This window comes from Bacillus yapensis (genome assembly GCF_005280205.1).
GTDB classification, from domain to species: Bacteria; Bacillota; Bacilli; order Bacillales; family Cytobacillaceae; genus Robertmurraya; species Robertmurraya yapensis.
In genome coordinates this window covers 47,362-71,633 of record NZ_SUND01000023.1, presented here as the reverse complement: position 1 = coordinate 71,633, position 24,272 = coordinate 47,362, and the positions used below count along the sequence as shown (strand labels likewise).

The following is a 24,272-nucleotide window of genomic DNA, read 5'->3' as shown; positions in this document are numbered from 1 at the left end:
TGGGAAGTTAGATTGATAAATGGAAAGCCGTATACTCTGAGAGGAGTACGTACGGTTTGGGGGGGAGTTCTTGGAAACCTACTTAGGAAACTAAGCAAGGCACTGGGTTCTTACCCTACTTTCATGAAGGTGTTTTAAGAAGCGCTGCTTCTATTATAGTAGCCCATAATCATCCATCCGGAAATCCTTCACCTTCCGATGAAGACATAGAGATCACAAGGCGCCTTGTCGAAGTTGGCAAGATCATGCAGATTGAAGTCCTAGACCATATCATAATTGGCGATCACAAATTTACAAGTTTGAAGGAAAAAGGGTACCTCTAATTGGATATCCCATTACACATACACTTAGGAGGAATTAATATGAAAGCGGTATTTAACACAGAAAAGGTAACTTATGAGTTAAGTAAGTCGGGTTATACCAGGAATGGACATTTCGTGCAAGGAGAAGTGACGTTGAAAGAACTTTCAATCGGTCAACCAGCTTGTATCGACGTCAATTCTAATGGCTATAAGCAAGTGATAAGGACAGATATCGTGACAGATATTGAAGTATGTCCCGCTTTCTTTAAAATGAAGATGAATACAGAAGTTCATCCTTATAAAATCACCATTAGACGTTCTGAAGGTCACGTTCTCAGTACCATGAAAATTGGTACGGAGAAAGAAGTGAAAGAGGCCATTTCTAAAATGTACCCGGATTGCAAGGTCAATTACGAAATTTCCCCAATCCCTACTAGGAAGAGGGGGATTTCTTAATCTATGAATCTTCAAAAGGGACAAGAGATAGCTATTACTCTCCGTGGAAATGATAAGCCAATTATGGCTACTTTCCTAGCGTGGATACCTAATCTACAGGTAAAAGCCCAGGTCTTTCTTGTAGTTGAGTGGAAGGGTGAAGAAAGAAAAATTCATGATATTTTTATCGGTGAAATAAACGGTAACAAATTTACAGCGTAGGAAGAGATAAGTCGGTTCGGAAACGAATCGGCTTTTTCTATTTAATATATTACACACTTTAGGAGGAATCTTTTTATGGCACGTATCGCTTCACAATCAAAGGGTGGCTTTTACGCAACACCAGAAGGACAAATGAGTTTAATTTTACCGCATATAAGGTTACGAGGGGAACAAGGTTACTTGAATCTCTTTGATCCGTGTGCTGGTGAAGGAGAAGCGTTAAAACAATTAGGTGATAATTTTAACACCTTGCAGAATCTTATTGTTACCACGTATGGCGTTGAATTGGAAGAAACAAGATTTCATAAGGCTAAAGACGTTATCGATCATGCGATTCATGATGGGTATGAAAATATTCGAACTGAGTGGAATTACAATGCAGTTTGGTTGAATCCTCCTTACGACGAAGTATTTCATGAACGGACAGAGCTTCGATTTTTGAGAACTTTATCTTCTAAATCCAAAAACGTCTTTGCAAACAATGGATTGCTGATGTTTTGTGTCCCTCAATATGTGTTGGATAAATGCGCGATGATTTTATCAGAGCGTTTTCGAGATATAAAGGTATACCGGTTCACAGATGATGCTTATGACGTATTTAAGCAAGTTGTGGTCTTTGGATATTTCGGTAGCCCTCAATCTCGTGATGTAGTAAAAGAAACCCGTGAATATTTGAAGGAGATTGGTAATGCAGGACCAGAAGTATTGCCAACCCTGGAAGAGATCGAGGAAGAATTTTATATTGAACCTTCAAAAGAACCGATTTCTATCTTTCGAGCGGGTAAACTTAAGGCCGTTGAGTTATTTCGTGATCTGAAAGAATCTACGGTTTTTCATGAATTTGAAAAAAGGGTAACCCCCGAAGTCAAAAAAAGCACAATGAAACGTCCTCTTTTACCACTTAAATTAGCTCATGCTGGAATTGCCATTGCAGCAGGTGCAGTCGGTGGGAATATGGGAACACACATTGTTGTCGGATTGACTAAGCCTGTAACAGAACTAGCAGAAGTCGAGGACGATGAAGGTTTAGTAAAAAAGGAGATTTATACAAAGCATCATAAATCCGTTGTCCGTGTTTTTGCACAAGACGGCATTCATGAATTGCAATAGGAGGATTAAAATAATGAATCAGAATAAGGTGTTTTATGTTACAAGAGAAGCTTTCTTGGAGGCATTGAGTGATACAGAATCAAATATAGTTGAAGTTCACTTCGACTTTAGAAGGAATATTGGAAGTATTATTTTTGAAGTATCTTCCAATGAATCAGAAGTTGAAGATACAATCACTCTCACGTATACAAATGAAATTTCCTACCATAATGCACTTGCCGAGTTACATGGTATAGTAGAAAGCTACTTTAATTATGAACAGAACGCAGGTTACATTGCAATCGAGCAACCCGAAGAAGGTGTTGCGAAATGATTGCAGTCCTGTCTTGTTCGTGTGAAGGGTTGGATATGAACTGTAAACAGTGTAAAGGTCATGAACGCATCGAGGTAGATCAGACCTATTGGATTCCAAGCCACTTTGACTTTTCTCTTTTGAGATTTGAGCCAGTCGCAGGACTGTTTCAAGTCTTTCTTTCTGGAGAAGAAATCATTGGAGCTGGGGATATTGAATATAGGCCCGAGAACCGAAGCTACTTTGTGTATAATCTTCATTCCTTTTGGGGTGAGGAAGGCCACAAAATCATGATTGAGACTATGCTTGCACATGAGGATATCGACATTGTTGAAGGGAATGTTATATGGGAGGTTTTACAATGAGTGAATTGTCGAATTTTGAAAAAGGCTTTGCGCAATATTTAGATGTCATTAAAAGCCCGACTATAGATCAACGTCATTCTCCAACTACAAGGAAGCTAAACGAGGCAGTATGTCTAATGGCTTCTGAAGATATGGACTTAATGAAAAAGATTGTAATGAATCGCTGGGTGATTAATCGTGCATTGAGTAGTGCATTTGCAAGAAAATACAACATTTAGGAGGATTTCTCTCGATGAACATTGTCTCAAGTAAACCTATTTCATTTAAGCAAATTCGACTTATTCAACGTATTACTAGCATTCTTAATATCTCTTTTAATGGAAGTACTAGTAAACAAGCAAGCCAATTTATTATAGAGAATATAGTTGAATTTAGAAAAGCGAAGAGAATTGATGAAGCATATGCTCATATTCAATATAGTGAGCATGGATTTATCGATTAATTAATGAAAAATTGTGAAGAAGTTAAAACTCTATTAATCATTACACTAAGGAGGAGATTTAGATGAATAGATGTCAATATGGTAACTGTGAAAAAGAAGCAACTACAAAAGGGTTTGTGATGGCAAGAAACCCTAAACACGGAAAAGATATTCCAACTAAGGTTGTTGCTTGCAATAAGCATAAAAAAGTATCGGGATTTTTTGAATCTAAATAAAAATTACATGCGCATAGGAGATAAAAATGGAATACAAAAAATGTGTTAATTGTAGTCATGTGCAACAAGTAAATGATAAAAATATTTATCAAGACATCGCAGGGAAATATACTATTTGCGAAAAATGTAATACTGCTTATGGTGTAGAGATAAAAACTGATGATATTTATTTTAAATCGTGAATTTTATTGCACAATCCGAAGATATAACAAAATCTCAAAAAAAAAAACATTAGTACCTAATATGAATTCATAACAATTACAATACACAACAAGGAGGGATAGCCCTCTAACTACTTTTAAAGAGTTAGGGGGTAGCCCCAACTCTTTGTGCAGTTATGGCGAATACATTATGAGAATTACATTACAATCCTTAGAAAGAAGTTTTGATGCAAGACTACACTTTACGATAGTAGACAAAAAAGAAATTGTAGCAGCTAGTTACATTGGAGTACCCGAGAGTGTTATTGCGATCACAGCTGGAATTATTGAAAGTCGTGAAGTGAGGATCAATAATCTAATATTCAATCGTTCTTCTGATGCATTTAGGCGCTTAGATAGAAGAATTGGTATGGGTGACGTTGCTCATGGAATGGTTTTTAATTCTTTAGCTACGATTGATGGGATTAACAATGTTATACAAGGTGACGAAAATAGCAAAGGCTACATTATCTCAGTGAATGGAAATATCAAAGACGATATTTCGGCTCATGTGATAGAACGTTTCGGTCTACCTATTGAATTCAAAGAACAGTATTCGGGGTTATTTGGATTCATGTATGAGGAATTAGAAGTAATTCAAAATCCTGACTTCCAAGGACTTTATCCCAATCTCCGAGCTGTACGATTTGATGGAAATGAGAAAGAGGTACTTGAAATCGTGGAATCGGCATTAAAGAATGGTATGCTTATCATTCCAAAATCAGAGGTAAATGGAGTCTTTAATCCAAAATGGTCCATGAAAGAGTATATGATTAACAATGCACAAGCAATGAACAAATTGCTTGCTGAATTGAAACCTCTTCATACTATGATGGATAAAATAGATCCTGCGATTGCTACAATGTCACGTATTCCATTTCCTGCCCAAGCACATGTTATTCAAGGTTTAATCAACGGTTTAGAGATTTCAAACTCTGAATGGACAGCAGCTAACATGGGAACGGGAAAATCGATTCAAGCTTGTGGTGTCGCTCATGTTCTTCACGAAAGAAGAAAGCGTAATAAGGCCAAGAAGGGAATGGCAATTTTACTTTCCGCTCCTGGTATTACATTACGAAAGTGGCAAACAAAAGAAATCGGAAAAACGCTACCGTATGCGAAAACAACAATTATTCGTTCGGCAAATGAAGCCTTACAAATGCTAGAAAAAGTTCGTAATGGTTACAGACCCGCTCCTGGTGAAATGGAGATTACCATTGTTGGTATCGATAAAGCCAAAAGAGATGCCGAACCTTACTTTTCTGGTGTTTGGAAGCGGGTAAGTGGGAAAAAGCATTACGGATGGCATTGTCCTGATTGTGGAAGACAACTCATGAAGAAAATGGAAGGTGAGTGGTTCGGCCTTGAATGGTCAGATGTTGCGTATGGGGAACAACCATCTTCAGAACGACTAGCAGATGCTAGGGCGGAGAATAGGTTGCGTCCAAATGGGCTTCCAGAAGATTATTCTGTAAAGTGGAGACGCACTAAGCAATTCATGAAATGTTCTTATACTCCAATGCCTAAAGGATGTCTATATGAAGAAAAGCAAACATCTTTAGGAAGAAATCAGCAAGAGACTGTTAAAATTCTTGCAGAACAACGAATGAAAGCGGTTTGTGGGACAAAACTATATCGACCAGCTGTAAAAAGCCTTGGTGAAACTCGAAATACTCCTACTACGAATATTTCAAGAGTCTTTAAAAAGATGAAGAAGTATTTTGACCTAGCGATTGTAGATGAAGCTCACCAATGTAAAGCTGGTGGATCGGGTCGTGGAGATGCATACGATAAGATTGTAAAATCTGCTAAGAAAAACCTTAACCTTACAGGTACATTGGTCAACGGTAAAGCGAGCTCCATGAAAGAACTTTTATGGAGAACGACTCCGCATGACTTAATTGAAAAAGGTTTTACAGATTCTACAGGCGATCTTGCGTGGGCGGAGAAATACGGCAAATTAAAACAGGTTGTGTACCTTCAAGATGAAGTGAATTCAACTGGATGGGTAACTAGGCAGCGTAGAAAACCTATGCAACCTACTGAAGAACCTGGTATTGCACCACAAATGACAGCTCAGTTTCTATTACACAAAACAGCATTCCTTGATATTGATGATTTAGGTTTACCACTGGTTGAATTGGTTGAAAAGCCAATCTTTATTGAACCAAAATCAGAACATGCTGCAGCGTATCGTGAGTTCCATGAACAAATGTATCAGAAGTGCTTAAAATTGGCTCATGCTGGCGCAAAAGGAGCTTGGTCGAAGTTTAACCCTGCGGTATTAAATTACGCAGCTAGACCTGATTTAGGCGCATTTTATAACTTTGGTTTTGCAGATGATTATGGTGAGGATATTATTACAGCTCCAAAACTAACTGGCTATACATCAAAAGAAGAGTGGCTTATTAATCAAGTCAAGAGTGAACTTGCTGAAAATCGAGGAGTTGTTATTTATAACACGTACACAGGAGAATATCAATTAAATGAACGTACTTTTCAAATTCTTGAAGAGAACGGTGTTAAAAGGGAGGAAATGAGAATACTCAATGAATCTAATACCGAGAAGCGTTCTGAAGTTCTTCAAAAGTACGAGGAAGATGGCGTAAAAGTTGTGATCACGAATATGAAATTAGTTGAGGTAGGGTTGGACTTATTAGCATGGCCAACGATTATTGCAAACCAATTAACGTATGAAGTGAATGTCTTCAGACAAGCAGCTAAAAGAAGTCACAGAATTGGTCAGCACCGACTATGTAAAGTATTAATTCCGATCTTAAACGGGACTCAAGAGGTATCTCAATTTAAGAAGGTAATGAGTGCTCGTGGTCATGCATTAATGACAGAAGGAAGATTAGATCGTGGAGAACTTTCTAAGTACTCTTATGATGAACAATCTTCACTAGCGACTGATTTAGCACAATGTTTTGCTGAAGCTGACCTTGCAAATGCTTGGGAAGAACTTGCCGCTAAAGAGTTTGAAGGGCTTGAAATGATTGCTGAAAGTGAATTCCAACAAGTGTTAGATTTACGCATGAAGGAACTAGCTGAAACAACATTAAAGCTATGTGGTGTTACAACTCCATCTACTTTACAAAGTACAGAGGAAAAAGCAGTTGAACAAGATGACTTATTATTCGCGTTTAATTTCTCACAAGAGCAGGAAGTGGCCGAAGGTGATGGCGGGTTTATCAGCGTTATTGATTTATCCAGCTATAAGAAGAAGCGTTCACAGAAAGCTCCTACAGAGAATCAACTCGTGTTTAATTTCTGATGAGGAAGGGCAGTCATTGACTGTCCTTTTTTATTTACAATAGTAGGTTATACTTGCTGAATAAAGTTAGTGTGAGAAATCTTTATTAAACTAGAATCTATATGTTAAACTAACAGTAGATTATTTTTTATTTGCTCATTATGAGCCTGATCGTGAAGTTAAGCACTCTATTGAGATGCACATGAGTTTTTAGGAATTTTCCTAGCAAACCAATGTCATCTTTTAATAGGGTGCTTTTTTGCGTTTACAGAGAAAGGAGGATATATGATTTCAACACTTACCCAAAAGCAATCACGAGTGATAGAGACTTTTAGGGAATGGGGAATGTCGAACAAAGGGATAGTTGCACAACATGAGCTTGTCAAACACCTGCCCGAATACCCATTACGAGAATTATCATCCTATGAGTTGTTTATGGCATTGCACACTGGCTATACAACTCTAGCATGAACAAACACTTAGGAGGAATAAATATGAATCGTTTTACATTGGATGCAAGACAGCTCGAACGAAAATTCTTACGCTTTCTTCAGAATCAGAAATCCTTTTTAACCGTAACAGGTAGAGAGAACCAATTTGTATCGGTGAATAGGGACTATCTGTTAATTCAATCTGCTAAAAATCAAAAGCCCTGGTCAATTACCCGTAAGAAACTCAGGGAAAGTATCTATTACACGTTTAGTAAGAGAACCATAGTACGTAAAGATGTAGAGCAATTTTCAAGCTTTTCGTCTTCTCTTTTCGCTATTTTGTTCAAGTGTTTTGAAGGAATGGTCCATATAAAAAAGTTGCCGAGTGGTTTGTTACGATTGTCGTTGAAAGGCTGCAGAGTGTTTTTTAGTGGCCTTGAACGAGATCCAAGCATTAGGCAAATGGTAAAAGAAGAGGGAAGTAGTTCGTTGCTCTTAAACTACTATTATATCCGTCAGAATCGTTATTGGACGGATATTTTAGAGGACTTCACAAATGTGGTCATTGATTCAGGAGGATATTCTCTATTTAAGAAGAGTTTGAAGAAGGATGATAATGAGCCTACATTATTTAATTTAGATGATATACCGATGATTACAGTTGAAGAATATGCGGCTTTCATTAGACGATATCAGAGCCATCCTTCGATAATTGGATTTTTCAACCTTGACGTAGTTGGAGATCCTGTTGAGACCAAACGCAATTATCAGAGATTGAAAGAGTTGGCCCCGAAAGCTACTATTTATCCAGTTTGGCAGTTTTCAGATTCATTGGAAGCATTGGAAGAACTGGTAAATGAAGAGCATGAGCTCATTTCGATAGGAGGACTTGTTCCATATTTATCTACTCGACAAGAGGTTGTACGTAAAAAATTTAAAGCTATATTTAGCCGTTTTGGTGAGAAAACAAACTTTCATTTTCTTGGTGGCGGCAATGAGCTTCTATTAGATTTCAACCTGTTTAGTAGTGATACCACTTGCTATCTCAATGCCCGGAAGTCTATTAAACAAAAGAAGTTTTATTTAGAGAATGGCGAGCGAGTAGATGCTCCAATGGAAATGAGTGTCATGGATGTGATCCGGCAGAATATTCGTTTCCTGGCATCATTAGAGAAGCGATACGAGCCTTTACAACAACGGTTGGTATAAGCGGGTTTAAGTGGTACTCGAACCATATCAAACCGATGAAGTCTTGTTGGTAGTTTAAAAGAATCATAGAATAAAACAAATTACACGAAGGAGGAATTGCATTGAAACTAAATGAAGAAAAGTATGAAATTATTTACAGAAAGACAGAAGAATTTAAACAGAAGTTAGGTATACCGAAAGAGATTAAGTTGGTGTTGTATTCCGATAGTGATTATCCGTTGGATGGTAATAATCCACGTGGTACTACGGTAGAGTTAACACAAGGAATTTTAGACTTGTTAGGTACTGAAAATGAGCACGTTTTATTCTTTATGTTGGCACATGAATTGATTCATGTTAAATATAAAGATACTTCGTTTAAAAGAGCCACTTGGGTAATTATGAGTGAATGTGGCAATGACAAAGCTAACGCTCTAATTTGTTTAATGGAAATGCGAGCAAATGTATTAGCATCTTCATTAGTAGGTCTTTCTGAATCAGAAATTAGAGATGGTCAAGCGTTTCTTCAAAGAGTAAATAATACATCTGAAGGAAAAGCTTCTTTTGTAAAGGGATATCCTGACCGTCAGTTTATTGCAGATTATTGTGTCCGATTTAAAGATTTCACTGAAGTAATAGTAGATGAGATTCTTATGGACTTTAAAAAGATTATGAATGTAAATACAACTGATTTTTCTGAGAAAGTTAAAACGATATTTTTTAAAAAGTGTTACCCGAAGTAATACAAAACTCAGCAAAGGAACAGAAAAAAATTTCTGTTCCTTTGTCGTTTATAATAACTTAAAATAAAAGTAATTGAATTATTTTACATAAAAAATATATTTTTACAATTAGGAGGAACGAAGTTGAAGAGTACTGGAGTAGTTAGAAAGGTAGACGAGCTAGGAAGAATCGTATTACCTGTTGAATTAAGAAAGACGTTTAATATTAAAGAAAAGGATCCAATTGAAATTTATACAGACCAGGATAAAATCATTCTGAAAAAGTATATTCCATATAAGGAGTGTGCCATTACGGGAGAAGTACGAGATGATAACAAAACGTACTTTAATAATATTACATTAAGTCCTGAAGGTGTAAGGTTGCTGATGGAAGAATTGGACAAGGAGAAAGTAACGATATAAGAATTCGACTTCCTTATCTCATTGATTTAAGTATCAATCATGGAAATTTAGGAATTATACAGCTTGAAATGGAGTTGAGAAATTGTCACCGGTAATATATATTGTGGCAGTTTTTTTATGGAGAGTTAGAAAAAAACATATATTGTTGTAATTCATATAATTTGGTAGAATAACAACATAGTTATTTTTTATTTGCTCCATGAGCCTGATGTTGAAGTTTTAGCACCCTATGGGATGCATATTTGTTTTGGAAGATTCCTTAGCAGAATTGCGTCTAATTATAGGGTGCTTTTTTGCGTTTACTAGCTGGAAGTATAGGTTATTCAACCTACACTTTCAGCTTTTTTTATTACTTTTGGGAGGGAATTATATTGAGTATTTTACAACGCTTTAATGCAAATGTAGACGAATATGCACTTGGTGAGCAAAACACATTGAATCAAAGAATGTATCTTTTGAGTATCATGCAATTCGGTACAGCAGAAAAGTTAAAGGATGTTGATTTTTCTTCATTTAGTGCTTCGGATGTAATTGATGTTATTGAGGATTTATTTGAATATCAATCTGATGAAGGAATCGACCCGGAGTATGATGGAGAATGTATTAACTTAGGAAATTCACTTTACGAAATCAACGCTCTCGCTGGTATTAACAAAGAAATCATAAAATTAAAACCTAAGAGAGATAGGATTAGGAGGTTTTTTTAATGGCTAAAGTCTGTTTTTATACCGTTGATTTCCTTGAGGAAGCTCGTTATACAGCTGACAATTTATTGATTGCAAAAATGATGAGCGACTATGGAAAACCGTTAGATCCAGATTTGAAATTCTACGTTAAAAATAGCAACAATGATTCGTCTTTGTTTTTTGATGCTCTCAATATTCTTTTTCAGTTTGTAAAGATTGATGAAGAATACGATGAGAAAATGCACGAGACTAAAACGAAAATTGTGTTATGTAACGAAGAAATAAATCGTTGGCTGCATCTTACAAATCAACTTCAAGAAACTAGTATGATTGATGCTTTTCGAATGGTCCAAGTTGGAATCGAATCTACTTTATTTGTGTCAAGTGATTATTTTGACGGAGAAGTAGCGGGGGAGTTCATAGACGAGGGAATTATTTTAAAACTAGGAGGTTCCAGCGGATATGTTCTTTTTTATGAAATCTTAGAATCAATCATTTCGTTTATTAATGCACTTAATAAACAATTACAAATTTGGGAGGGTTATTACTATGAATACACAAAAGGAAACAACCGAGACACGTATCACGCTTCGTGAACATGAAGCTATCGTTGAAAACATTAATACAGGGATTCCAATGAATAGAAGGGCTATTACTCCATCTGACTTAGCATTATCAATGTTAGGTATTTTAGAGGATGAAGCGGTAGTTCAGTATTTGTTGAGAGAAAAGAACTTTGATGATATGTTCGAAAATTTTTTTAATGTTCAACATATTAACGGGGAATCCATGATAGAAGAGATGAAAACGATTCTTGGTATGGCACTTGATTATATTCAGAAAGCGGAAGATGATGATGCCGTTACAGAATTTTTCCTAACACTTGTATCTAAATTTGATCCAACGGAATTTTCCGAAGAGGAAACAATTAAAGCGTTGAGACGTTTTCTGAGCAAGATTTATACTTTCGAGGATAGGTCTCATATTCAAGAGCTCTTTACTCATTTATTGGAAGAAATAAATTTATTAGGAACGGAAATGGTAGGACAGTTTGCTGGCAAGATAATGGAGCAACTACTTAAAAGTGTCGAAAAAAATACTCTGGACATAGAAATGATTCACTCGCTTTTTAAAGCAACGTCTCTCGTAGCTGAGCGAGACTGGGTCTTAGAGGTTTTAGAACGCCATATTCCGAAAAAGAAGGTATGTTCGAGCCCTTTACTTCCGAAAAACTGTTTCATCTATCAAGAAATGATGGATGGTGCACTGATTGTTGGTATTGAAGTTGATTCCCAACGTTTCGATATCCATTATCATCGTAAGCAGTTTGAAGATGTAGGACACCCGAAGATGCTATTTCTATTTACTGTTAGAGGACAGAAGGTTTTAGGTTGTCAATTAGTCTGTGTAAAAGACCAGGTACTCACTCCTGATACACAACTTTATCGGTATCCATTCAGTAACGTATTTGAAGATACACGTACATGCTGGCCGGACCTTAATTCGTATCAAATCAAAACTGTAGCCCATTTAGGAACGATGCCTTTTGCTTTTCTTCATTCTCAAAACAATGATCATGCGTTTCGAGGAACGAATTTAGGTGAAATGTATCAGGGTTTGCAAGGGCAAGATTTTGATAATGAAACATTGGTTAAGTTGGATATGACTTTTGAAGAATGGCTAGGCGTCTTGAAAAAGACTTTAGTATAAAAAACACACTTACACTTAGGAGGAAATGAATATGTTTAATCAATTAAATCTTTTTGGAGATCAAGAAATTAAAGTTACAAAAAAGGAAGAGGAAGTAAAGAACGAAAAGGGTAATACGAAAGTTTCCACATCTACTAAAGGAACGAAAGGTGCTGCTTCTACGTCGAAAGCTCCAATTAAAAAGCCGGAGATTAGGGTCTTTGCAGATTGGACAATCCACTATTACGGAAATCGACATGAAGTAACTGAGTTTGTGCCTGATATTCCTGAAGAGGGCATTACAACAGAAACTCTTCGTGAAGCAATGGTTCTTGAATTCTACGAGATGGAGAAAGAACGTACACACTTTGATTATGACGCTGAAAATAAAAGGTTATATCCGAAAGTATCGGGTGGTGCTAAAGGATGAAATTAGGAATCCACACCTATAGCTGGTCACTTTCAGATTTACTAGAGAGTGGCTTGCAGCCTTTTAATGTTGTAGCGGGTAATGATGGGAGATTGTACGAGATTCGTCATTCTGTATTAGGCACGATTGTAGTACCTGCTGAACATTTAAGGAAATTAGAAAAAATACCACAGGGTTTTCAATTTAACCTTCCACATATTCCAGGAGAGAAGTTAGCTAAAGCTATCACTTTCTTTCGGGATTATTGTAGTAATGGGACAGATTTAGAAGTCATGGTTAGTTTTTTCTATCATCCTAAGACGAAAGAGTACTTTGTTGATTGCCCGATACAGAGGGTTTCCAAAGTTCGTATCGAATATGAGGAACTGAATTACGAAAAAGAAGGATTCATTGAGGTGCTTCAAATACATTCTCATAATAGTATGGATGCGTATTTCTCAACCGTTGATAATAATGATGAAAAACGTTTCTTACTTTATGGAGTAGTCGGTAAGGTAGATCAAGAACAACCCTGTATGAAATTAAGAGCAGGTGTGAATGGTCATTTTTACGATTTACCGTTGGATTACATTTTCGATGAACCGAATTTAACCAATGAAGCCGATTACCCGGCTAGTTGGCACAAAAGAGTTTCAAGATTTTAGAAGAAGGGCTGCTAGCTCTTTTTCTTTTTTTACTATTTTAGGTTAGGAATTTGGTTCTAAAGGTGAACTTACTTAATACAGAATGATAATTTTACAGTACAAAATTGGAGGAGTTTTATTATGAAAAATTCATTAAATATTTTGGAAAATGGTAAAAAGAGATTATACTTTGACCTGGTTCAAATTGGTGCCGGTGCCAATGGTGGAGCATTCTTTAGGTCACTTTGCCAAGATATAGCGACACATTTTGCTAGTTTTAGGTCGAAAAAAGAGGATGCTGTTACATTCGGTGTTAATTTTGTCCTTTGTGATGCAGACCGATATGAGCCGAAAAATTTAGCGAACCAATTATGTTTGAGTGAAGATTTAGGTTATTTTAAAGTGGAGGCCTTGGCTGAACGTTATTCTGATGTTTACGATGTATCAACAGGAACTGTAACTAGTTATGTGAAAGACTTTGATATGCTGGACCGATTATTTATCGAAAAAGATGTTAATGATTCTTATCAACAAGTGAAGGTTCTATTGGGTATGGTCGATAACAACAAAACACGCCAGCTATTCCATGATTATTTTTATTCAAACCATGTAGAAAGTCTAATTTGGATTGATACAGGTGTGACAGGAGTAGAGGTGCTAGATAAACCAGAGGAATATTGGACAGAGGAAGAACGACTATCTGTTCAACAAAGTGGGTTTTCGGGCCAAGTAGTTGTCGGTTTTAAATTTAAAGGTGAAGTCATTTTAAAACCGGTTACCGATATCTTTCCTGAAATGCTAGAAGATGCAAAGAGTTCATTTCCAGATGAGTCTTGTGGTGAATTAGTAATCAATAATCCTCAGAGATCCGCAACGAATCGAATGGCCGCTCTTCTTGCCAATAATATCATGAATAATTTATTCCATAGCCAAGCTATCTTCAATCATGTGCTTAATTTTAATGCGCAGACAGGTATGAGTGGAGGAAGGGTCGGATTTATTACAGATGAACAGGTTGAGAAATTTAAACTTGTTAAAGGAGGCAATCGACATGACTTTAGTAAAGTTTGATGAAACTGTAGTTACAGTTATCGGTAGAGAACAGAACCATTTTATGGTTTTGACACGGGAGCGGGAAGTTAAAAGGATTCCTGCAACTAATATCCTGGCTGTTAGTGATGTTGATATTAAGAAATCGTTGAAAGAAATTAGAAACAATAAGGTTGTCTATTTACCTGAATATAGAAAATTTAAAAAGTACCAATGCAATTGAGTAAAATTAAAGCACCCTAAACGAAAAATTAGGGTGCTTTATAATTTATTCAATAATTTAACAAAAAAATGGTTCAATATACCTTAATTTTTCATTAAAATATTACAGAGTATACATATATATGCTATACTTTGCTTTATATAATCTAATAGAAGAGGTAGTTATAATATGAGTGTTCGTAATGTGGTACCAATACAAATTAATATTAATGCGGACAATGTGGTTACATATGAAGAAGGTTTGTCTTTTCTTCAAAATCATAGTGTAGTGAAGGAACTTGGATTTAAGTATTTAACATCCGTTAATGATTGCGTAGATCTGCTTGACCTAACAAGAGCTACATTTGAGCGCAATATTTTAGAAAATGAGATTGTTGGTACTGGTGTACGACATTTGCATGTTACAGGAGTAAACTTTCCTCGAACACGAATTTATATAGAAGCAAACGATTTAATCCAATATCTTATTGATTATTGTTCACTAACGTATTGGAAAAAAGAAAAAGTATCCGATGATGAATTTCGGCTTAACAAGCTTATGTGTGATCAAATAAACAAAGAAGATATAGAATACCTAGCTAGAGCGTTAATGGATAGAAGATTCAAATCCAATAAACAGTTAGAATTTGAATATAAGAGAACAAGACCGATTGTAAGTAGGCTCTCAAATATTATTGAATCTTTATCATTTTCATTCCCAGGTAGTCAGAGACAATTAAAGCGTATTGTTCTTTCTCCAGCAGATTCTACTGAACAAATGGAAGAGTACTTTACATATTATAAAAGTTATGAAAATAAAATCGTGAAAGTTGATTGAGTTTTTATTTGCTAATTGGTATACTAATCGTAGTTATTTTTTTATTTGCTCTTTTGAGCCTGAACTTGAAGTTTTAAACCCTACGGGTTGCATTAATTTTCTTTTTAGGAAAATTTTGCCCGTAGGGTTTTTTTTGCGTACAGGTCTTACGAGCAATTGAGGATAACTATTCACAATACACTTAGGAGGAATTATATGTTTGTGCTAGGATTCTTGTGCGTTTGTATTTGCGTTGGTCTATTTGCTGTTTCGTTATCCCTATTCTCAAAGAGTGCTGAACAGCGTGCTAGGGCAAATACAGAAAAATTCTATGCTTTACAAATAAGAGAAGAAGCGGAATCTATAAGGTTACGGAATGAACTTTTTGAATTAGAAAAATCTAATTTGGAAAGTGTAAAGCCTCCAATCGATATTTCTACCGAGAAGACACTATCAGTACAGCCCGTTACTCATGATCTAGGTCAAGAGGTAATTGATCTACCTGTAAAGGAAGTTCAGTTGAAGGAACTCGATTTAGATGAAAAAGCATTAGAGTTTGTTAGCAAGTTTCAACCTAAACAAGAGGAAATTCAGCTACCAAACGTTACAGTATATGAGGAACCTGCAGCGTGGTTCTCATTCCCGGAAGTTGATCTACATATGAATGACCGTCCAATGCAAGGTTTATATTATGTTGCTGGAAAGGTTATGGATGTGTTAGATGAAATGTCAGCTGTTATTAGTGATGGAACTGGAGAGAGAATGGTTTATCACAATAAAGTCCAATTGTTGTCTGTTGGAGATGTGATTATATCGCAAGTAGAAGTCCATAAGAGTGTATGGCATTTTATTAATATTTGGGAAGTTAACAATAACAATACTGAGCAAGAAGTGAAGGAAGCTATATGATTACGGGAAGAGAGAAAATTTTTTTCTCTCTCTTTAATCGGTTTTTATATGAGCCTAATGACCTCGTAAACAAGACCTATTAAAGAGGGAGAAAATAGCAAAATTAAAAAAATATTTAAATATTACGCATATATATGTATAATAGAATGGTATTAATGTCAATATATGTCGGAACCTATATATATTTGTAAAACTAAAGTCACGGGGGAAAGTTATGAAGAAGAATGAAATTGTCTATACAGCAGAAACTCTCAATGATATGACAATGGAATTATTGATCAAGCGCTTAACAGAGGAATCACCGCACTTATCTAGCCCTGAGCACGGTCATGGTATACTGGAGATTATTTATACCTTTAATTCACCACCAAGAATAAGTGATAAATACTCTATTATTAGTAATAGTGGTGGCGATTTCGAAGTTCTATTTCCAACAAAGAATTATGACGAACTTTTTCTAAAGAACAACATTAGGTATCTGTACTATATTATTACAAGATACTTAGCAACACGTATTGTCCCACAAGGGAAATTAACTGTTGAATTCCAGAACGGCAAAATAATAAATTGTACAGTAAATAATGAAGGTACATATAAGGACTTGGAACGGTCGGGTAAACCAAAATTAAATATAGATGATTTTCTTTCGGATGATGAGGAGGAGGAATAATGATACTAGGTAACGCAACTAGTGCACCTTTAGTCCAGTTCGAAGAGGACACTCTATTGCCTAAGGTTCCAAATAATGGGCAGTCAGAATCATTTTTTTTAGATGTCCTTTCCTTTTGCCAACAATGGGGAGTAATGTTTTGTATCGTTGGAGCTTTACTTTGTTTTGTAGTGGCTAAGGTCTATAAAGTAAGGAAAAATCCTAAGTCGCAACGTATGTGGAGATTTTGGTCCTATGGATTTATATTTATCGCAATCTTCTTTGCGTTCTTGCCATACATTGCTTTACGCTTTTATTGAGCTTCGTCGTGAACGGAGCTTTTTTTTATTTTTTTGAAATTTATACTAGACAAGAAAACAAGTATTCCTTTATAATCGAAAATACAAATAGTATACATATATATGTATAGTGAAATGAGTTGATAAAATGAATAAAGCGAAAGTAATTCAATTCCCTATAGATAGAGTAAATCAAAATAGAGGCGGAGTTTACGCTATATTCTCCAAAGAAGAAGCAGATAGCTTCATGAAGTATCATGAACTAGGAGTTGAATGGAGAAACAAGCATCGTAAAGATACATTTTATGATGGATATCCTTTTAATCCTCCCGGGGAACCTCTTATTGAGGATTTAATTTGGTTTACAGATGAACAGAAAAATTTCGGAGTTTGGATCCTTAACAAATCTAATGGAGATGTAGTTGTAAACAATGAAATCGAATTTGGCTGGAGCCCGTTTGTACGAAAGAGTGTAGCTCCACCAAACGAACCGGTCCACATTCAATCATCTGAGTTTAGAAAACACCTGGTCTGGTTTGTTGATGAAAATGGATATGGCCAATATGGTGTTATCCAAAAAGACGGTGAAATTTGGTTACCTCACCCAAAGGAAAATAATCACCTTTAATTATTTATTACTACTTACTAGCAACTCAGAATAATAAAACCCATACTTAGGCAGCTAGGGAGGTTTTAGTTTGACGATATGCTGACTAAACTCTCTAAGCGATTGAAAGAGGGTGGCTTTGTTGATTACATGCACATTTTGCGGACATATGGATACTCTGGAAAGCGAAGACTTTCAAATGGATTCTATTGAACAAGGGTTTTGGTGTGAAATTTGTGATGGGTATACTTATCTAAATGAACAAACAACTAAACACAGGTTTAAACTTATTTTAGAGGATAAACATGCAGAAAAAATTAAAATTTCACCTTTAGGAAAGAGATTGTCAAAACGTATGTCACCGTACAGATATCCAGGAGGGAAGAGTAGAATAGTTGAATATTTGTACACTCACCTTCAGGAAACCAAGTCCAAAAAAATCGTATCACCTTACACGGGTGGAGGAAGTTTTGAGTTAGCAATGCTCAATGCGGGAATTGTTGAACAACTGCATTTAAATGACCTAGATACAGGAGTGTTTTCTTTTTGGTGGTTAATGAAGCATTATCCACACGAGATTATTGAACGCATTCAAACTGTTCAACCTACTCATGAGGCTTACTTTAAGGCACAAGATGTTATTTTGTCTGACTATGAAGGAGCAGATATGGTAGAAGCTGCTTGGTCTTCGCTGTTGGTTAATCGATTAGCGTATAGTGGTGTACCAAAGGCTAATCCTCTTGGAGGAAGAAAGGGCACTGTTAAGGACCTGCTTTCGAGAAGGAACCCGGGAGAACTAATTAGAAGAATAGAAAAAATTCATTCGTTGAGTGATAATATTGTTGTGACGCAAGAAAATGCTATAGATTTAATAGAAGAAGCCTATTGGTCAGATGATTCAACTATCTTCCTTGACCCCCCATATGTAAAAAAAGGAAAAGATATATACCATTGTTATTATTGTGACGTAAAGCATAAGTTTTCCGTTTGGAAAGCTTATGCTTTATTTTACTTAATCATTTCACTTATAGATTTTTTTGTTACTTAAAGCATAAAAATGTCACTATGCCATGCTTATGCTTTAAAAGGATAGATGACAAACTTATACTTTAAAATGTAACTTAATGTCTATTAACATTAATGGTGTTTTGATTAATTGCCATTTCTTTTCAGTAGATGAGATTGAATTCAATATTGACCCAAAAGAAGTTAAAAGTAAATATGAGGCTAATGCTGTCTTTGAATTTATGAAAAATCTATCAAAGATTCTTGATAAAGAAAGTATTCTTACTGGAGAAAACTCACCTGAATATCCATTGGTCACAGTTAATCCAGATGGAACATTGATTATAAGTGTTTGTTGAACTACCGGGGTGCTTTCCTTCAAGAAAAGGCTGCAATTACGGCAGCCTTTTCTTATTGAACTATAGTAAGCAGTTAAGTTGAAGAAGGATATTAATTAATGAATATAGAATTTTACTGAAAGAGTGGCGGTTAAGTTGCTCTTTTTTACTGTGAAAAATTTTAATTATATAAGGATTAAATATATAAAGCAGCATAAGTAGAATAAGTTAATGCAAATATTTTGGTCTATATTACTTGGAATAATAATTTCTGTTGGACTAGTTATGAGTTTATCAGAGTATGGTTTAGTTATACTTGGTGGCGGTGCATTTGGTTTACTTCTATACATAGCAATAAGGCTAAGTAAGAAATAGGAATTGAACTATAAAAACGATAAGAAGCTACAACCAAAACAAGGACCTAACATTCTAAAGCATTCTATCTTAAAGGTAATTATTGATTATGCTAAAAAACACAGTGACTTTCATATTATTACTTGCAGTGCAAACCGAACTAAAAAAGGGAGAAAATATTATCTGGAAGAAATATACAATAATGACGAGTTTGTCCGTATATTAGTTCATTTTGATATTCCAGATGAAATTCTCTTTGAACGAGTTATTCACAGTCAACGAAGTACTAATATATTCAGGGAACCTTATTCGAATTAAAAAAATTGTTCATATTTCTAAATGCTTATGATTTATTTCTATCCTAGTATTGATCTAATGGGTGGCATAAACGAAAGAAGAAGTTTTAGTTTTGGCAGTCCCTATTGTGCTAAGAAGGAGGTTAGATTAAAAAGGGATAATTTCTCTCCTTGTCGAAATTTATACTAACCAACTTAAGGAGGAAAATTATTTGAGAGATTTATTAGGGTATTTTCTTATTGCACAGGCGATTATTACGGGAATTATCGCGTATTCAATACAACAATTATCCGATTCCATTAAAGCTTCAGCATCATATATAGCAACTAAAGATGGACAATTAAGTTGGGGAACGGATTTTGGAATACCGACTGTTTCTTTATTCTTACTAATTGCAGTTGCTGGATTAGGTATATTCTTGATAGTAATGAAAAAATAATTTTATTATTATAGCTATTCTAGATTGTAAAAAGTTGTACTTAAACAAAACGGGGGCAAGAGTTGAAGATCGAAGCTGTCAATGTGGCAGCTTTTCTTATTGTGCGAAAGGAGCAGTTTACTTGAAGAAGGATAAAAGGAGTTGAAAAAAATGGGGAGGAATTTTGAAAGCTTAGATGATATGAAAGAGTTCGCAAAACTCTTATATGAAGAGTTAATGAAAATAAGCCAAGTAGAATTGGCAGAAGAGATAAAATTCTTCTCTTACAATACATATACAACTTCCTCGGAGTATTTGGGCGAACTTAAGTTTGTATTAGAGAGAATACTTTCCGAGGTTAATCACCCTCATTTTGCACAAGTAGACAAAATTAAAGATGCAATAAAAGAAATAAGAACAGCCTTTAAATAAAAATTTCTTCTTCAACTATAGAAGCAGGATAGTTAAACAATCGGGCCACTATATTGAATTAGAGGCTGAATAATATCTCACTCTTTTATATAGCTAATAGGTTTCTTCAGAAACCAAAAATGCTGGTTTATAAGGCACAATCGATAAATTAAGACATGCTAAAAACCTACAGAAGAGAGGTTTATGATTTCGGAAGTACGAAAGTTGACATTAAAGTAACAGGTAGCATTAATCAAAGAGGGATTAATGTTATTTATCGAATTTATTAAACTGTCGTAAGCAGCATATTTCAATATGGGATGCTAATTTCTTTTTCACAATAATGTTTAATATAACAACTACTTAAAGTATTTCCCATAAAAAGGGTTTTCTCTTAGTATCCTTAGAGTTAAGAGAAAACCTCATTTTTATAATCCTTGCTCTAACATCTTCTCTAAATCTTTATCGAGAACAAATACTTCAATTCTTTCTCCAATGTTTGTACTAATATCACTATGACTGGAAAGGACTTTACACTTAGTATATCTCTCTACTATTTCCTCAAACTTTTTGCTGTACATTTCTCGTAAAAGTTGTCTTGCATGTTTTACTAATTTTCTTCCTTCTACACTAGCAACTAGGTGCTTTTCCTCGACTGTAAGAACACCTTTGAAACGAACAATTACCATATCATGTAAGATATAAGTCCTCGTTTCTTGAGGTCCTCGGCCAATGAGATCTCTTTGAAGTCTGATAAATTCTTCGCTGATATCAGCTTCTAGCTTCTTTTTTGTTATTGCCATATAATCCTCCAATGAAAGATTTTAATCTGTGCATTATCATACTGGCGTCCTCTTCAAATTGTCAACAAGAAAAAGTTTTTTAAAATCCTGCGAAAAAATGCGAAATAGTTAGGAATTTAAAGATAACATCACAAAATGACGATAATATAACTGAATTTCGAACTATTTTAGTGTTTTTCGGCTATTTACAAATAAAATAAGCGAGAGTATTATATTCCACATAAACGAAACAATTTAATTTTCGGCCTAATCCCGAATAATTCGGGAGCGGAGGAACCAATTTTTTGGGGTTAATTCTACTTGATGTAGAAGGGATGAGAGACTCTTTCGCCATCCTACCCGTCAGCTAACTTCGTCGGCTAAAGCGAAGGAGGTCCACAAGACCACCTTACATCAGGGGGTTTTTTTGCTGTCTTAAAATCAGCTAAAAAACAGTCTGAGTATTTATGTAGGTCTTTTTATTATGCCTATATGGAAAAAGTAAACATGGAAGACAGAGCGCAAAGAGAGCAATATGCTTGCTGGGCGCTACGTAGACCAATGTGTGCTTTTTCTCCAATCAAAATTGAAAGACATGAATCATTCTTATGAAGTGGCATATTTTATTGCCATTCATATCCTGAGGATTCTTGTATTCAATCTGGGGAAAAAGTAAGCATTGGTCTATTTTTTTATGGTTTTGTTAATTTTTTCGGGAGAACAGAGAATTCGCCAATAAATAGGTTGAAAGGGGGGGAGATAGTGAATTTATCCGAAGAACCTTTGCTACTTTGTATTCCGACTTTTGAGATTTTGCAAGATTTAGAGTCCCAACTGCATTCCAATTGTCGATTCATCTTTGTCTCTTTTGATGATGAAGTTTGCAGTTATCTAAGAAGTATTGGGTTTCATCAAATATTTCAAATTAGTCCAACAAATCGATATATTCATTTGAATTCTGTTGTGAAAAAAGTGCTGATTTTCGAAGATGAGATCCCAGCCACCTGCAAAATGATTCAGCTTATAAGCCGAAGTACTTCAGCACCGATTATTGTAATTACAAAAGAACTTTATAAATTAAGACTTTATTATTCGGTAGGTGCCAAGTACGTCATTCATTCGAAAAGTACAAATTATAGATTCTTGCTTCATGAAAACTGATGTTAGGAGGAAACGAGAATGCTAGATGGAATTATGGTTGCACTTTTTATTGTTCTGCCCATATTGATGGTTGGCCTTACAGAATGGTCTTCAAAAGTGGTTGATCAAGGAGATGAAAAGAATGTCTGAAGTATTGCTTTTATTAATCGCGGGCACAGCTCTTTATTTACTATATGTGTTAGTTAATCCAGAGAAATTTTAGGTTGGAGGGAAATTCAGGTGAGTATGACCATACTTTCAATTGTCATCACCCTTTTGGTGGTAGCCTTACTAGCAAAGCCAATGGGAATTTATTTAGTAAAAGCTTTTGATTATCAACAAACAGGTCTAGATAAGATTTATGGTCCATTTGAAAAGTTACTTTATAAAATTGGGGGAATCAAACAAGTTAACCAAAGCTGGAAGCAATATGCTCTAGCTGCTGTCTTAGCTAATGCTTTTATGATTGTGCTAGTATACATGGTTTTTAGATTCCAAGGGATATTGCCTTTAAATCCAGGTGATATAGCAGGAATGGAACCAACACTTGCTTTTAATACAGCTATTAGTTTTATGACAAATACAAACTTACAGCATTATAGCGGTGAAAGTGGGCTTTCCTATTTATCGCAAATGATTGGAATCCTATTTATGATGTTCGTAGCTCCAGGAACAGCATTGGCAGTGGTAATGGCATTTGTTCGTGGTCTTGCGGGAAATAAACTAGGCAATTTTTATGTAGACTTAGTTCGCTCGATTACAAGAGTATTGTTGCCGATCGCATTTATTACAGGATTAATTTTTGTAGCACTTGGTGTTCCACAAACACTTGAACCGACTGTAACAGCTCATACAGTTGAAGGTGCAGAGCAAAGTATCGCACGAGGTCCGATCGGTTCATTCTTATCGATAAAAGAGTTGGGAAACAATGGTGGTGGATTTGTTGGAGTAAACTCTGCACATCCTTTTGAAAACCCAAACGCGATTAGTAATTTTATGCAAATCTTATTGATGATGCTATTACCTACTTCATTGCCATTTGCTTATGGAAGAATGGTAGGTAATAAGAAACAAGGTCGAGTCTTATTTGTATCTATGGCGATGATGTTTGTTGTGTTATTGGGGACGTCACTTGCTTACGAATATCAAGGGAACCCAATATTAAACGATTTAGGTATGCAACATGATCAAGGAAGTATGGAAGGGAAGGAAGTTCGCTTTGGTACAGGGCAATCTGTGCTTTATGCGGTGGTCACTACTGCATCTGAGACGGGAGCGGTAAATAGTATGCATGATACTCTTACACCGATAAGTGGATTAATTACACTTTCTAATATGATGTTAAATACCGTTTTCGGTGGAGTAGGTGCAGGATTTATTAACGTCCTCATGTATGCGATGATAGCAGTCTTTCTGTCTGGTTTAATGGTTGGTCGAACTCCGGAATTTTTAGGAAAGAAAATCGAAGGAAAAGAAATGAAGCTGATTGCCATTACTTTAATCCTGCAGCCATTGTTAATTCTCGGTGCTTCAGCCATCGCGTTATTTACGCCACTAGGTAGCGACGGGATTTCAAATCCAGGTTTCCATGGATTAACTCAGGTTGTATACGAGTACACTTCCTCAGCGGCAAATAACGGCTCAGGCTTTGAGGGACTTGGAGATAATACTTCATTTTGGAATATATCAACGGGGATCGTAATGTATATTGGACGCTTCTTCGGTCTGGTAACAATGTTAGCTGTAGCTGGTTCATTGGCTTCGAAAAAATTGGTTCCAGAAACGGTAGGCACATTCCGTACAGATACTTCCCTCTTCGGGGTGATCTTAGTCGGAACCATCTTAATTGTTGGAGCACTAACTTTCTTCCCGACACTCGTACTTGGACCAGTTGCTGAATTTTTAACATTATAGATTGGAGGCAATCTTATGAGTAATTTACAAAGGGAAAATGGAAATGATTTCCC

33 protein-coding genes, 1 pseudogene and 1 riboswitch are annotated in these 24,272 nt (G+C 35.6%); of the genes and pseudogenes, 33 read left to right on the top strand and 1 reads right to left on the bottom strand.

The window, feature by feature from the left end:
* Nucleotides 1-119: 119 nt before the first annotated feature.
* The 30 genes and pseudogenes from FAR12_RS21315 to FAR12_RS21180 all read left to right on the top strand — a co-directional run.
* Nucleotides 120-323 (top strand): annotated as a pseudogene (locus FAR12_RS21315) (JAB domain-containing protein); the annotation flags it as partial.
* A 39-nt stretch (nucleotides 324-362) separates the two neighbouring features.
* A complete protein-coding gene (locus FAR12_RS21310; RefSeq protein WP_126410776.1) occupies nucleotides 363-758 on the top strand; it encodes a hypothetical protein in 396 nt (131 codons plus the stop codon).
* Between the two features lie 3 nt (nucleotides 759-761).
* Nucleotides 762-959, top strand: a complete 198-nt coding sequence (locus FAR12_RS21305; RefSeq protein ID WP_126410775.1) for a hypothetical protein — start codon at nucleotides 762-764, stop codon at nucleotides 957-959.
* 75 nt (nucleotides 960-1,034) lie between these two features.
* Nucleotides 1,035-2,069, top strand: coding sequence for a DUF6094 domain-containing protein (locus FAR12_RS21300; RefSeq protein ID WP_126410774.1), 1,035 nt, complete (start codon nucleotides 1,035-1,037; stop codon nucleotides 2,067-2,069).
* A gap of 13 nt (nucleotides 2,070-2,082) precedes the next feature.
* Nucleotides 2,083-2,382 carry a hypothetical protein gene (locus FAR12_RS21295; protein WP_126410773.1) on the top strand — a complete coding sequence of 100 codons (300 nt, stop codon included), beginning with the start codon at nucleotides 2,083-2,085 and terminating at the stop codon, nucleotides 2,380-2,382.
* Between the two features lie 35 nt (nucleotides 2,383-2,417).
* A complete protein-coding gene (locus FAR12_RS21290) occupies nucleotides 2,418-2,726 on the top strand; it encodes a hypothetical protein (RefSeq protein ID WP_126410772.1) in 309 nt (102 codons plus the stop codon).
* Nucleotides 2,723-2,944 carry a hypothetical protein gene (locus tag FAR12_RS21285; RefSeq protein ID WP_126410771.1) on the top strand — a complete coding sequence of 74 codons (222 nt, stop codon included), beginning with the start codon at nucleotides 2,723-2,725 and terminating at the stop codon, nucleotides 2,942-2,944. The genes FAR12_RS21290 and FAR12_RS21285 overlap by 4 nt, the downstream gene beginning before the upstream one ends.
* 14 nt (nucleotides 2,945-2,958) lie before the next feature.
* The gene (locus tag FAR12_RS21280) at nucleotides 2,959-3,168 is read left to right on the top strand and encodes a hypothetical protein (protein WP_126410770.1); all 210 of its coding nucleotides are present in this window, start codon (nucleotides 2,959-2,961) and stop codon (nucleotides 3,166-3,168) included.
* Nucleotides 3,169-3,230: 62 nt separating this feature from the next.
* Nucleotides 3,231-3,383, top strand: a complete 153-nt coding sequence (locus tag FAR12_RS23615) for a hypothetical protein (RefSeq protein WP_170972286.1) — start codon at nucleotides 3,231-3,233, stop codon at nucleotides 3,381-3,383.
* A gap of 26 nt (nucleotides 3,384-3,409) precedes the next feature.
* Nucleotides 3,410-3,565: a hypothetical protein gene (locus FAR12_RS23610; RefSeq protein ID WP_170972285.1), complete on the top strand. Its 156-nt coding sequence runs from the start codon at nucleotides 3,410-3,412 to the stop codon at nucleotides 3,563-3,565.
* 169 nt (nucleotides 3,566-3,734) lie between these two features.
* Nucleotides 3,735-6,857, top strand: a complete 3,123-nt coding sequence (locus FAR12_RS21275; RefSeq protein WP_126410769.1) for a helicase-related protein — start codon at nucleotides 3,735-3,737, stop codon at nucleotides 6,855-6,857.
* Nucleotides 6,858-7,330: 473 nt separating this feature from the next.
* Nucleotides 7,331-8,476 carry a hypothetical protein gene (locus tag FAR12_RS21270; protein WP_126410768.1) on the top strand — a complete coding sequence of 382 codons (1,146 nt, stop codon included), beginning with the start codon at nucleotides 7,331-7,333 and terminating at the stop codon, nucleotides 8,474-8,476.
* A 101-nt stretch (nucleotides 8,477-8,577) separates the two neighbouring features.
* Entirely contained in the window at nucleotides 8,578-9,198 is a 621-nt protein-coding gene (locus tag FAR12_RS21265) for a M48 family metalloprotease (RefSeq protein WP_126410767.1), read from the top strand.
* 123 nt (nucleotides 9,199-9,321) lie between these two features.
* Nucleotides 9,322-9,600 carry an AbrB/MazE/SpoVT family DNA-binding domain-containing protein gene (locus FAR12_RS21260; protein WP_126410766.1) on the top strand — a complete coding sequence of 93 codons (279 nt, stop codon included), beginning with the start codon at nucleotides 9,322-9,324 and terminating at the stop codon, nucleotides 9,598-9,600.
* Between the two features lie 371 nt (nucleotides 9,601-9,971).
* Entirely contained in the window at nucleotides 9,972-10,307 is a 336-nt protein-coding gene (locus tag FAR12_RS21255) for a hypothetical protein (RefSeq protein WP_126410765.1), read from the top strand.
* The gene (locus FAR12_RS21250; protein WP_126410764.1) at nucleotides 10,307-10,882 is read left to right on the top strand and encodes a hypothetical protein; all 576 of its coding nucleotides are present in this window, start codon (nucleotides 10,307-10,309) and stop codon (nucleotides 10,880-10,882) included. The genes FAR12_RS21255 and FAR12_RS21250 overlap by 1 nt, the downstream gene beginning before the upstream one ends.
* Nucleotides 10,836-11,996 (top strand): hypothetical protein, encoded by a 1,161-nt coding sequence (locus tag FAR12_RS21245; RefSeq protein WP_170972284.1) that lies wholly within the window; start codon nucleotides 10,836-10,838, stop codon nucleotides 11,994-11,996. The genes FAR12_RS21250 and FAR12_RS21245 overlap by 47 nt, the downstream gene beginning before the upstream one ends.
* A 31-nt stretch (nucleotides 11,997-12,027) precedes the next feature.
* The gene (locus tag FAR12_RS21240) at nucleotides 12,028-12,405 is read left to right on the top strand and encodes a hypothetical protein (RefSeq protein WP_126410762.1); all 378 of its coding nucleotides are present in this window, start codon (nucleotides 12,028-12,030) and stop codon (nucleotides 12,403-12,405) included.
* Nucleotides 12,402-13,049, top strand: a complete 648-nt coding sequence (locus FAR12_RS21235) for a hypothetical protein (protein WP_126410761.1) — start codon at nucleotides 12,402-12,404, stop codon at nucleotides 13,047-13,049. The genes FAR12_RS21240 and FAR12_RS21235 overlap by 4 nt, the downstream gene beginning before the upstream one ends.
* 120 nt (nucleotides 13,050-13,169) lie before the next feature.
* On the top strand, nucleotides 13,170-14,099 hold the full coding sequence (locus tag FAR12_RS21230) for a ThiF family adenylyltransferase (protein WP_126410760.1): 930 nt from the start codon (nucleotides 13,170-13,172) through the stop codon (nucleotides 14,097-14,099).
* Entirely contained in the window at nucleotides 14,080-14,301 is a 222-nt protein-coding gene (locus tag FAR12_RS21225) for a hypothetical protein (protein WP_126410759.1), read from the top strand. Before FAR12_RS21230 ends, FAR12_RS21225 begins: the two co-directional genes overlap by 20 nt.
* 168 nt (nucleotides 14,302-14,469) lie before the next feature.
* On the top strand, nucleotides 14,470-15,117 hold the full coding sequence (locus FAR12_RS21220) for a hypothetical protein (RefSeq protein WP_126410758.1): 648 nt from the start codon (nucleotides 14,470-14,472) through the stop codon (nucleotides 15,115-15,117).
* Nucleotides 15,118-15,312: 195 nt separating this feature from the next.
* Nucleotides 15,313-16,005, top strand: coding sequence for a hypothetical protein (locus tag FAR12_RS21215; protein WP_126410757.1), 693 nt, complete (start codon nucleotides 15,313-15,315; stop codon nucleotides 16,003-16,005).
* Between the two features lie 214 nt (nucleotides 16,006-16,219).
* Nucleotides 16,220-16,675, top strand: a complete 456-nt coding sequence (locus tag FAR12_RS21210; protein ID WP_126410756.1) for a hypothetical protein — start codon at nucleotides 16,220-16,222, stop codon at nucleotides 16,673-16,675.
* A complete protein-coding gene (locus tag FAR12_RS21205) occupies nucleotides 16,675-16,974 on the top strand; it encodes a hypothetical protein (protein ID WP_126410755.1) in 300 nt (99 codons plus the stop codon). Before FAR12_RS21210 ends, FAR12_RS21205 begins: the two co-directional genes overlap by 1 nt.
* A 127-nt stretch (nucleotides 16,975-17,101) precedes the next feature.
* Entirely contained in the window at nucleotides 17,102-17,581 is a 480-nt protein-coding gene (locus FAR12_RS21200; protein WP_126410754.1) for a hypothetical protein, read from the top strand.
* Nucleotides 17,582-17,759: 178 nt separating this feature from the next.
* Complete coding sequence (locus FAR12_RS21195; RefSeq protein ID WP_126410753.1) at nucleotides 17,760-18,608, top strand: DNA adenine methylase; 849 nt, start codon at nucleotides 17,760-17,762, stop codon at nucleotides 18,606-18,608.
* A 76-nt stretch (nucleotides 18,609-18,684) separates the two neighbouring features.
* Complete coding sequence (locus FAR12_RS21190; protein WP_126410752.1) at nucleotides 18,685-18,924, top strand: hypothetical protein; 240 nt, start codon at nucleotides 18,685-18,687, stop codon at nucleotides 18,922-18,924.
* Nucleotides 18,925-19,765: 841 nt separating this feature from the next.
* Nucleotides 19,766-19,993, top strand: coding sequence for a hypothetical protein (locus FAR12_RS21185; RefSeq protein WP_126410751.1), 228 nt, complete (start codon nucleotides 19,766-19,768; stop codon nucleotides 19,991-19,993).
* Between the two features lie 150 nt (nucleotides 19,994-20,143).
* Nucleotides 20,144-20,404 carry a hypothetical protein gene (locus FAR12_RS21180; protein WP_126410750.1) on the top strand — a complete coding sequence of 87 codons (261 nt, stop codon included), beginning with the start codon at nucleotides 20,144-20,146 and terminating at the stop codon, nucleotides 20,402-20,404.
* 407 nt (nucleotides 20,405-20,811) lie between these two features.
* On the opposite strand, the gene FAR12_RS21175 is transcribed toward FAR12_RS21180, so the two are convergent.
* Entirely contained in the window at nucleotides 20,812-21,186 is a 375-nt protein-coding gene (locus FAR12_RS21175) for a Na-translocating system protein MpsC family protein (protein WP_126410749.1), read from the bottom strand.
* A gap of 233 nt (nucleotides 21,187-21,419) precedes the next feature.
* A riboswitch (cyclic di-AMP (ydaO/yuaA leader) is annotated at nucleotides 21,420-21,562 on the top strand.
* Nucleotides 21,563-21,927: 365 nt separating this feature from the next.
* Between FAR12_RS21175 and FAR12_RS21170 the strand changes: the two genes are divergently transcribed.
* The 3 genes from FAR12_RS21170 (at nucleotide 21,928) to kdpA (ending at nucleotide 24,219) form a co-directional block, all read left to right on the top strand.
* Nucleotides 21,928-22,326, top strand: a complete 399-nt coding sequence (locus FAR12_RS21170; RefSeq protein WP_126410748.1) for a hypothetical protein — start codon at nucleotides 21,928-21,930, stop codon at nucleotides 22,324-22,326.
* A 112-nt stretch (nucleotides 22,327-22,438) separates the two neighbouring features.
* Nucleotides 22,439-22,528: a potassium-transporting ATPase subunit F gene (locus FAR12_RS24220; protein WP_126410747.1), complete on the top strand. Its 90-nt coding sequence runs from the start codon at nucleotides 22,439-22,441 to the stop codon at nucleotides 22,526-22,528.
* Nucleotides 22,529-22,551: 23 nt separating this feature from the next.
* The gene (gene kdpA / locus FAR12_RS21160; protein ID WP_126410779.1) at nucleotides 22,552-24,219 is read left to right on the top strand and encodes a potassium-transporting ATPase subunit KdpA; all 1,668 of its coding nucleotides are present in this window, start codon (nucleotides 22,552-22,554) and stop codon (nucleotides 24,217-24,219) included.
* The last annotated feature ends 53 nt before the right edge of the window (nucleotides 24,220-24,272 follow it).

Coding starts and splice junctions, on each gene's coding strand:
- FAR12_RS21310 (WP_126410776.1), top strand. CDS start 363: ATGAAAGCGGTATTTAACACAGAAAAGGTAACTTATGAGTTAAGTAAG.
- FAR12_RS21305 (WP_126410775.1), top strand. CDS start 762: ATGAATCTTCAAAAGGGACAAGAGATAGCTATTACTCTCCGTGGAAAT.
- FAR12_RS21300 (WP_126410774.1), top strand. CDS start 1,035: ATGGCACGTATCGCTTCACAATCAAAGGGTGGCTTTTACGCAACACCA.
- FAR12_RS21295 (WP_126410773.1), top strand. CDS start 2,083: ATGAATCAGAATAAGGTGTTTTATGTTACAAGAGAAGCTTTCTTGGAG.
- FAR12_RS21290 (WP_126410772.1), top strand. CDS start 2,418: ATGAACTGTAAACAGTGTAAAGGTCATGAACGCATCGAGGTAGATCAG.
- FAR12_RS21285 (WP_126410771.1), top strand. CDS start 2,723: ATGAGTGAATTGTCGAATTTTGAAAAAGGCTTTGCGCAATATTTAGAT.
- FAR12_RS21280 (WP_126410770.1), top strand. CDS start 2,959: ATGAACATTGTCTCAAGTAAACCTATTTCATTTAAGCAAATTCGACTT.
- FAR12_RS23615 (WP_170972286.1), top strand. CDS start 3,231: ATGAATAGATGTCAATATGGTAACTGTGAAAAAGAAGCAACTACAAAA.
- FAR12_RS23610 (WP_170972285.1), top strand. CDS start 3,410: ATGGAATACAAAAAATGTGTTAATTGTAGTCATGTGCAACAAGTAAAT.
- FAR12_RS21275 (WP_126410769.1), top strand. CDS start 3,735: ATGAGAATTACATTACAATCCTTAGAAAGAAGTTTTGATGCAAGACTA.
- FAR12_RS21270 (WP_126410768.1), top strand. CDS start 7,331: ATGAATCGTTTTACATTGGATGCAAGACAGCTCGAACGAAAATTCTTA.
- FAR12_RS21250 (WP_126410764.1), top strand. CDS start 10,307: ATGGCTAAAGTCTGTTTTTATACCGTTGATTTCCTTGAGGAAGCTCGT.
- FAR12_RS21245 (WP_170972284.1), top strand. CDS start 10,836: ATGAATACACAAAAGGAAACAACCGAGACACGTATCACGCTTCGTGAA.
- FAR12_RS21240 (WP_126410762.1), top strand. CDS start 12,028: ATGTTTAATCAATTAAATCTTTTTGGAGATCAAGAAATTAAAGTTACA.
- FAR12_RS21235 (WP_126410761.1), top strand. CDS start 12,402: ATGAAATTAGGAATCCACACCTATAGCTGGTCACTTTCAGATTTACTA.
- FAR12_RS21230 (WP_126410760.1), top strand. CDS start 13,170: ATGAAAAATTCATTAAATATTTTGGAAAATGGTAAAAAGAGATTATAC.
- FAR12_RS21225 (WP_126410759.1), top strand. CDS start 14,080: ATGACTTTAGTAAAGTTTGATGAAACTGTAGTTACAGTTATCGGTAGA.
- FAR12_RS21220 (WP_126410758.1), top strand. CDS start 14,470: ATGAGTGTTCGTAATGTGGTACCAATACAAATTAATATTAATGCGGAC.
- FAR12_RS21215 (WP_126410757.1), top strand. CDS start 15,313: ATGTTTGTGCTAGGATTCTTGTGCGTTTGTATTTGCGTTGGTCTATTT.
- FAR12_RS21210 (WP_126410756.1), top strand. CDS start 16,220: ATGAAGAAGAATGAAATTGTCTATACAGCAGAAACTCTCAATGATATG.
- FAR12_RS21205 (WP_126410755.1), top strand. CDS start 16,675: ATGATACTAGGTAACGCAACTAGTGCACCTTTAGTCCAGTTCGAAGAG.
- FAR12_RS21200 (WP_126410754.1), top strand. CDS start 17,102: ATGAATAAAGCGAAAGTAATTCAATTCCCTATAGATAGAGTAAATCAA.
- FAR12_RS21195 (WP_126410753.1), top strand. CDS start 17,760: ATGGATTCTATTGAACAAGGGTTTTGGTGTGAAATTTGTGATGGGTAT.
- FAR12_RS21190 (WP_126410752.1), top strand. CDS start 18,685: ATGTCTATTAACATTAATGGTGTTTTGATTAATTGCCATTTCTTTTCA.
- FAR12_RS21180 (WP_126410750.1), top strand. CDS start 20,144: ATGGGGAGGAATTTTGAAAGCTTAGATGATATGAAAGAGTTCGCAAAA.
- FAR12_RS21175 (WP_126410749.1), bottom strand. CDS start 21,186: ATGGCAATAACAAAAAAGAAGCTAGAAGCTGATATCAGCGAAGAATTT.
- FAR12_RS24220 (WP_126410747.1), top strand. CDS start 22,439: ATGAAAAGAATGTCTGAAGTATTGCTTTTATTAATCGCGGGCACAGCT.
- kdpA (WP_126410779.1), top strand. CDS start 22,552: ATGACCATACTTTCAATTGTCATCACCCTTTTGGTGGTAGCCTTACTA.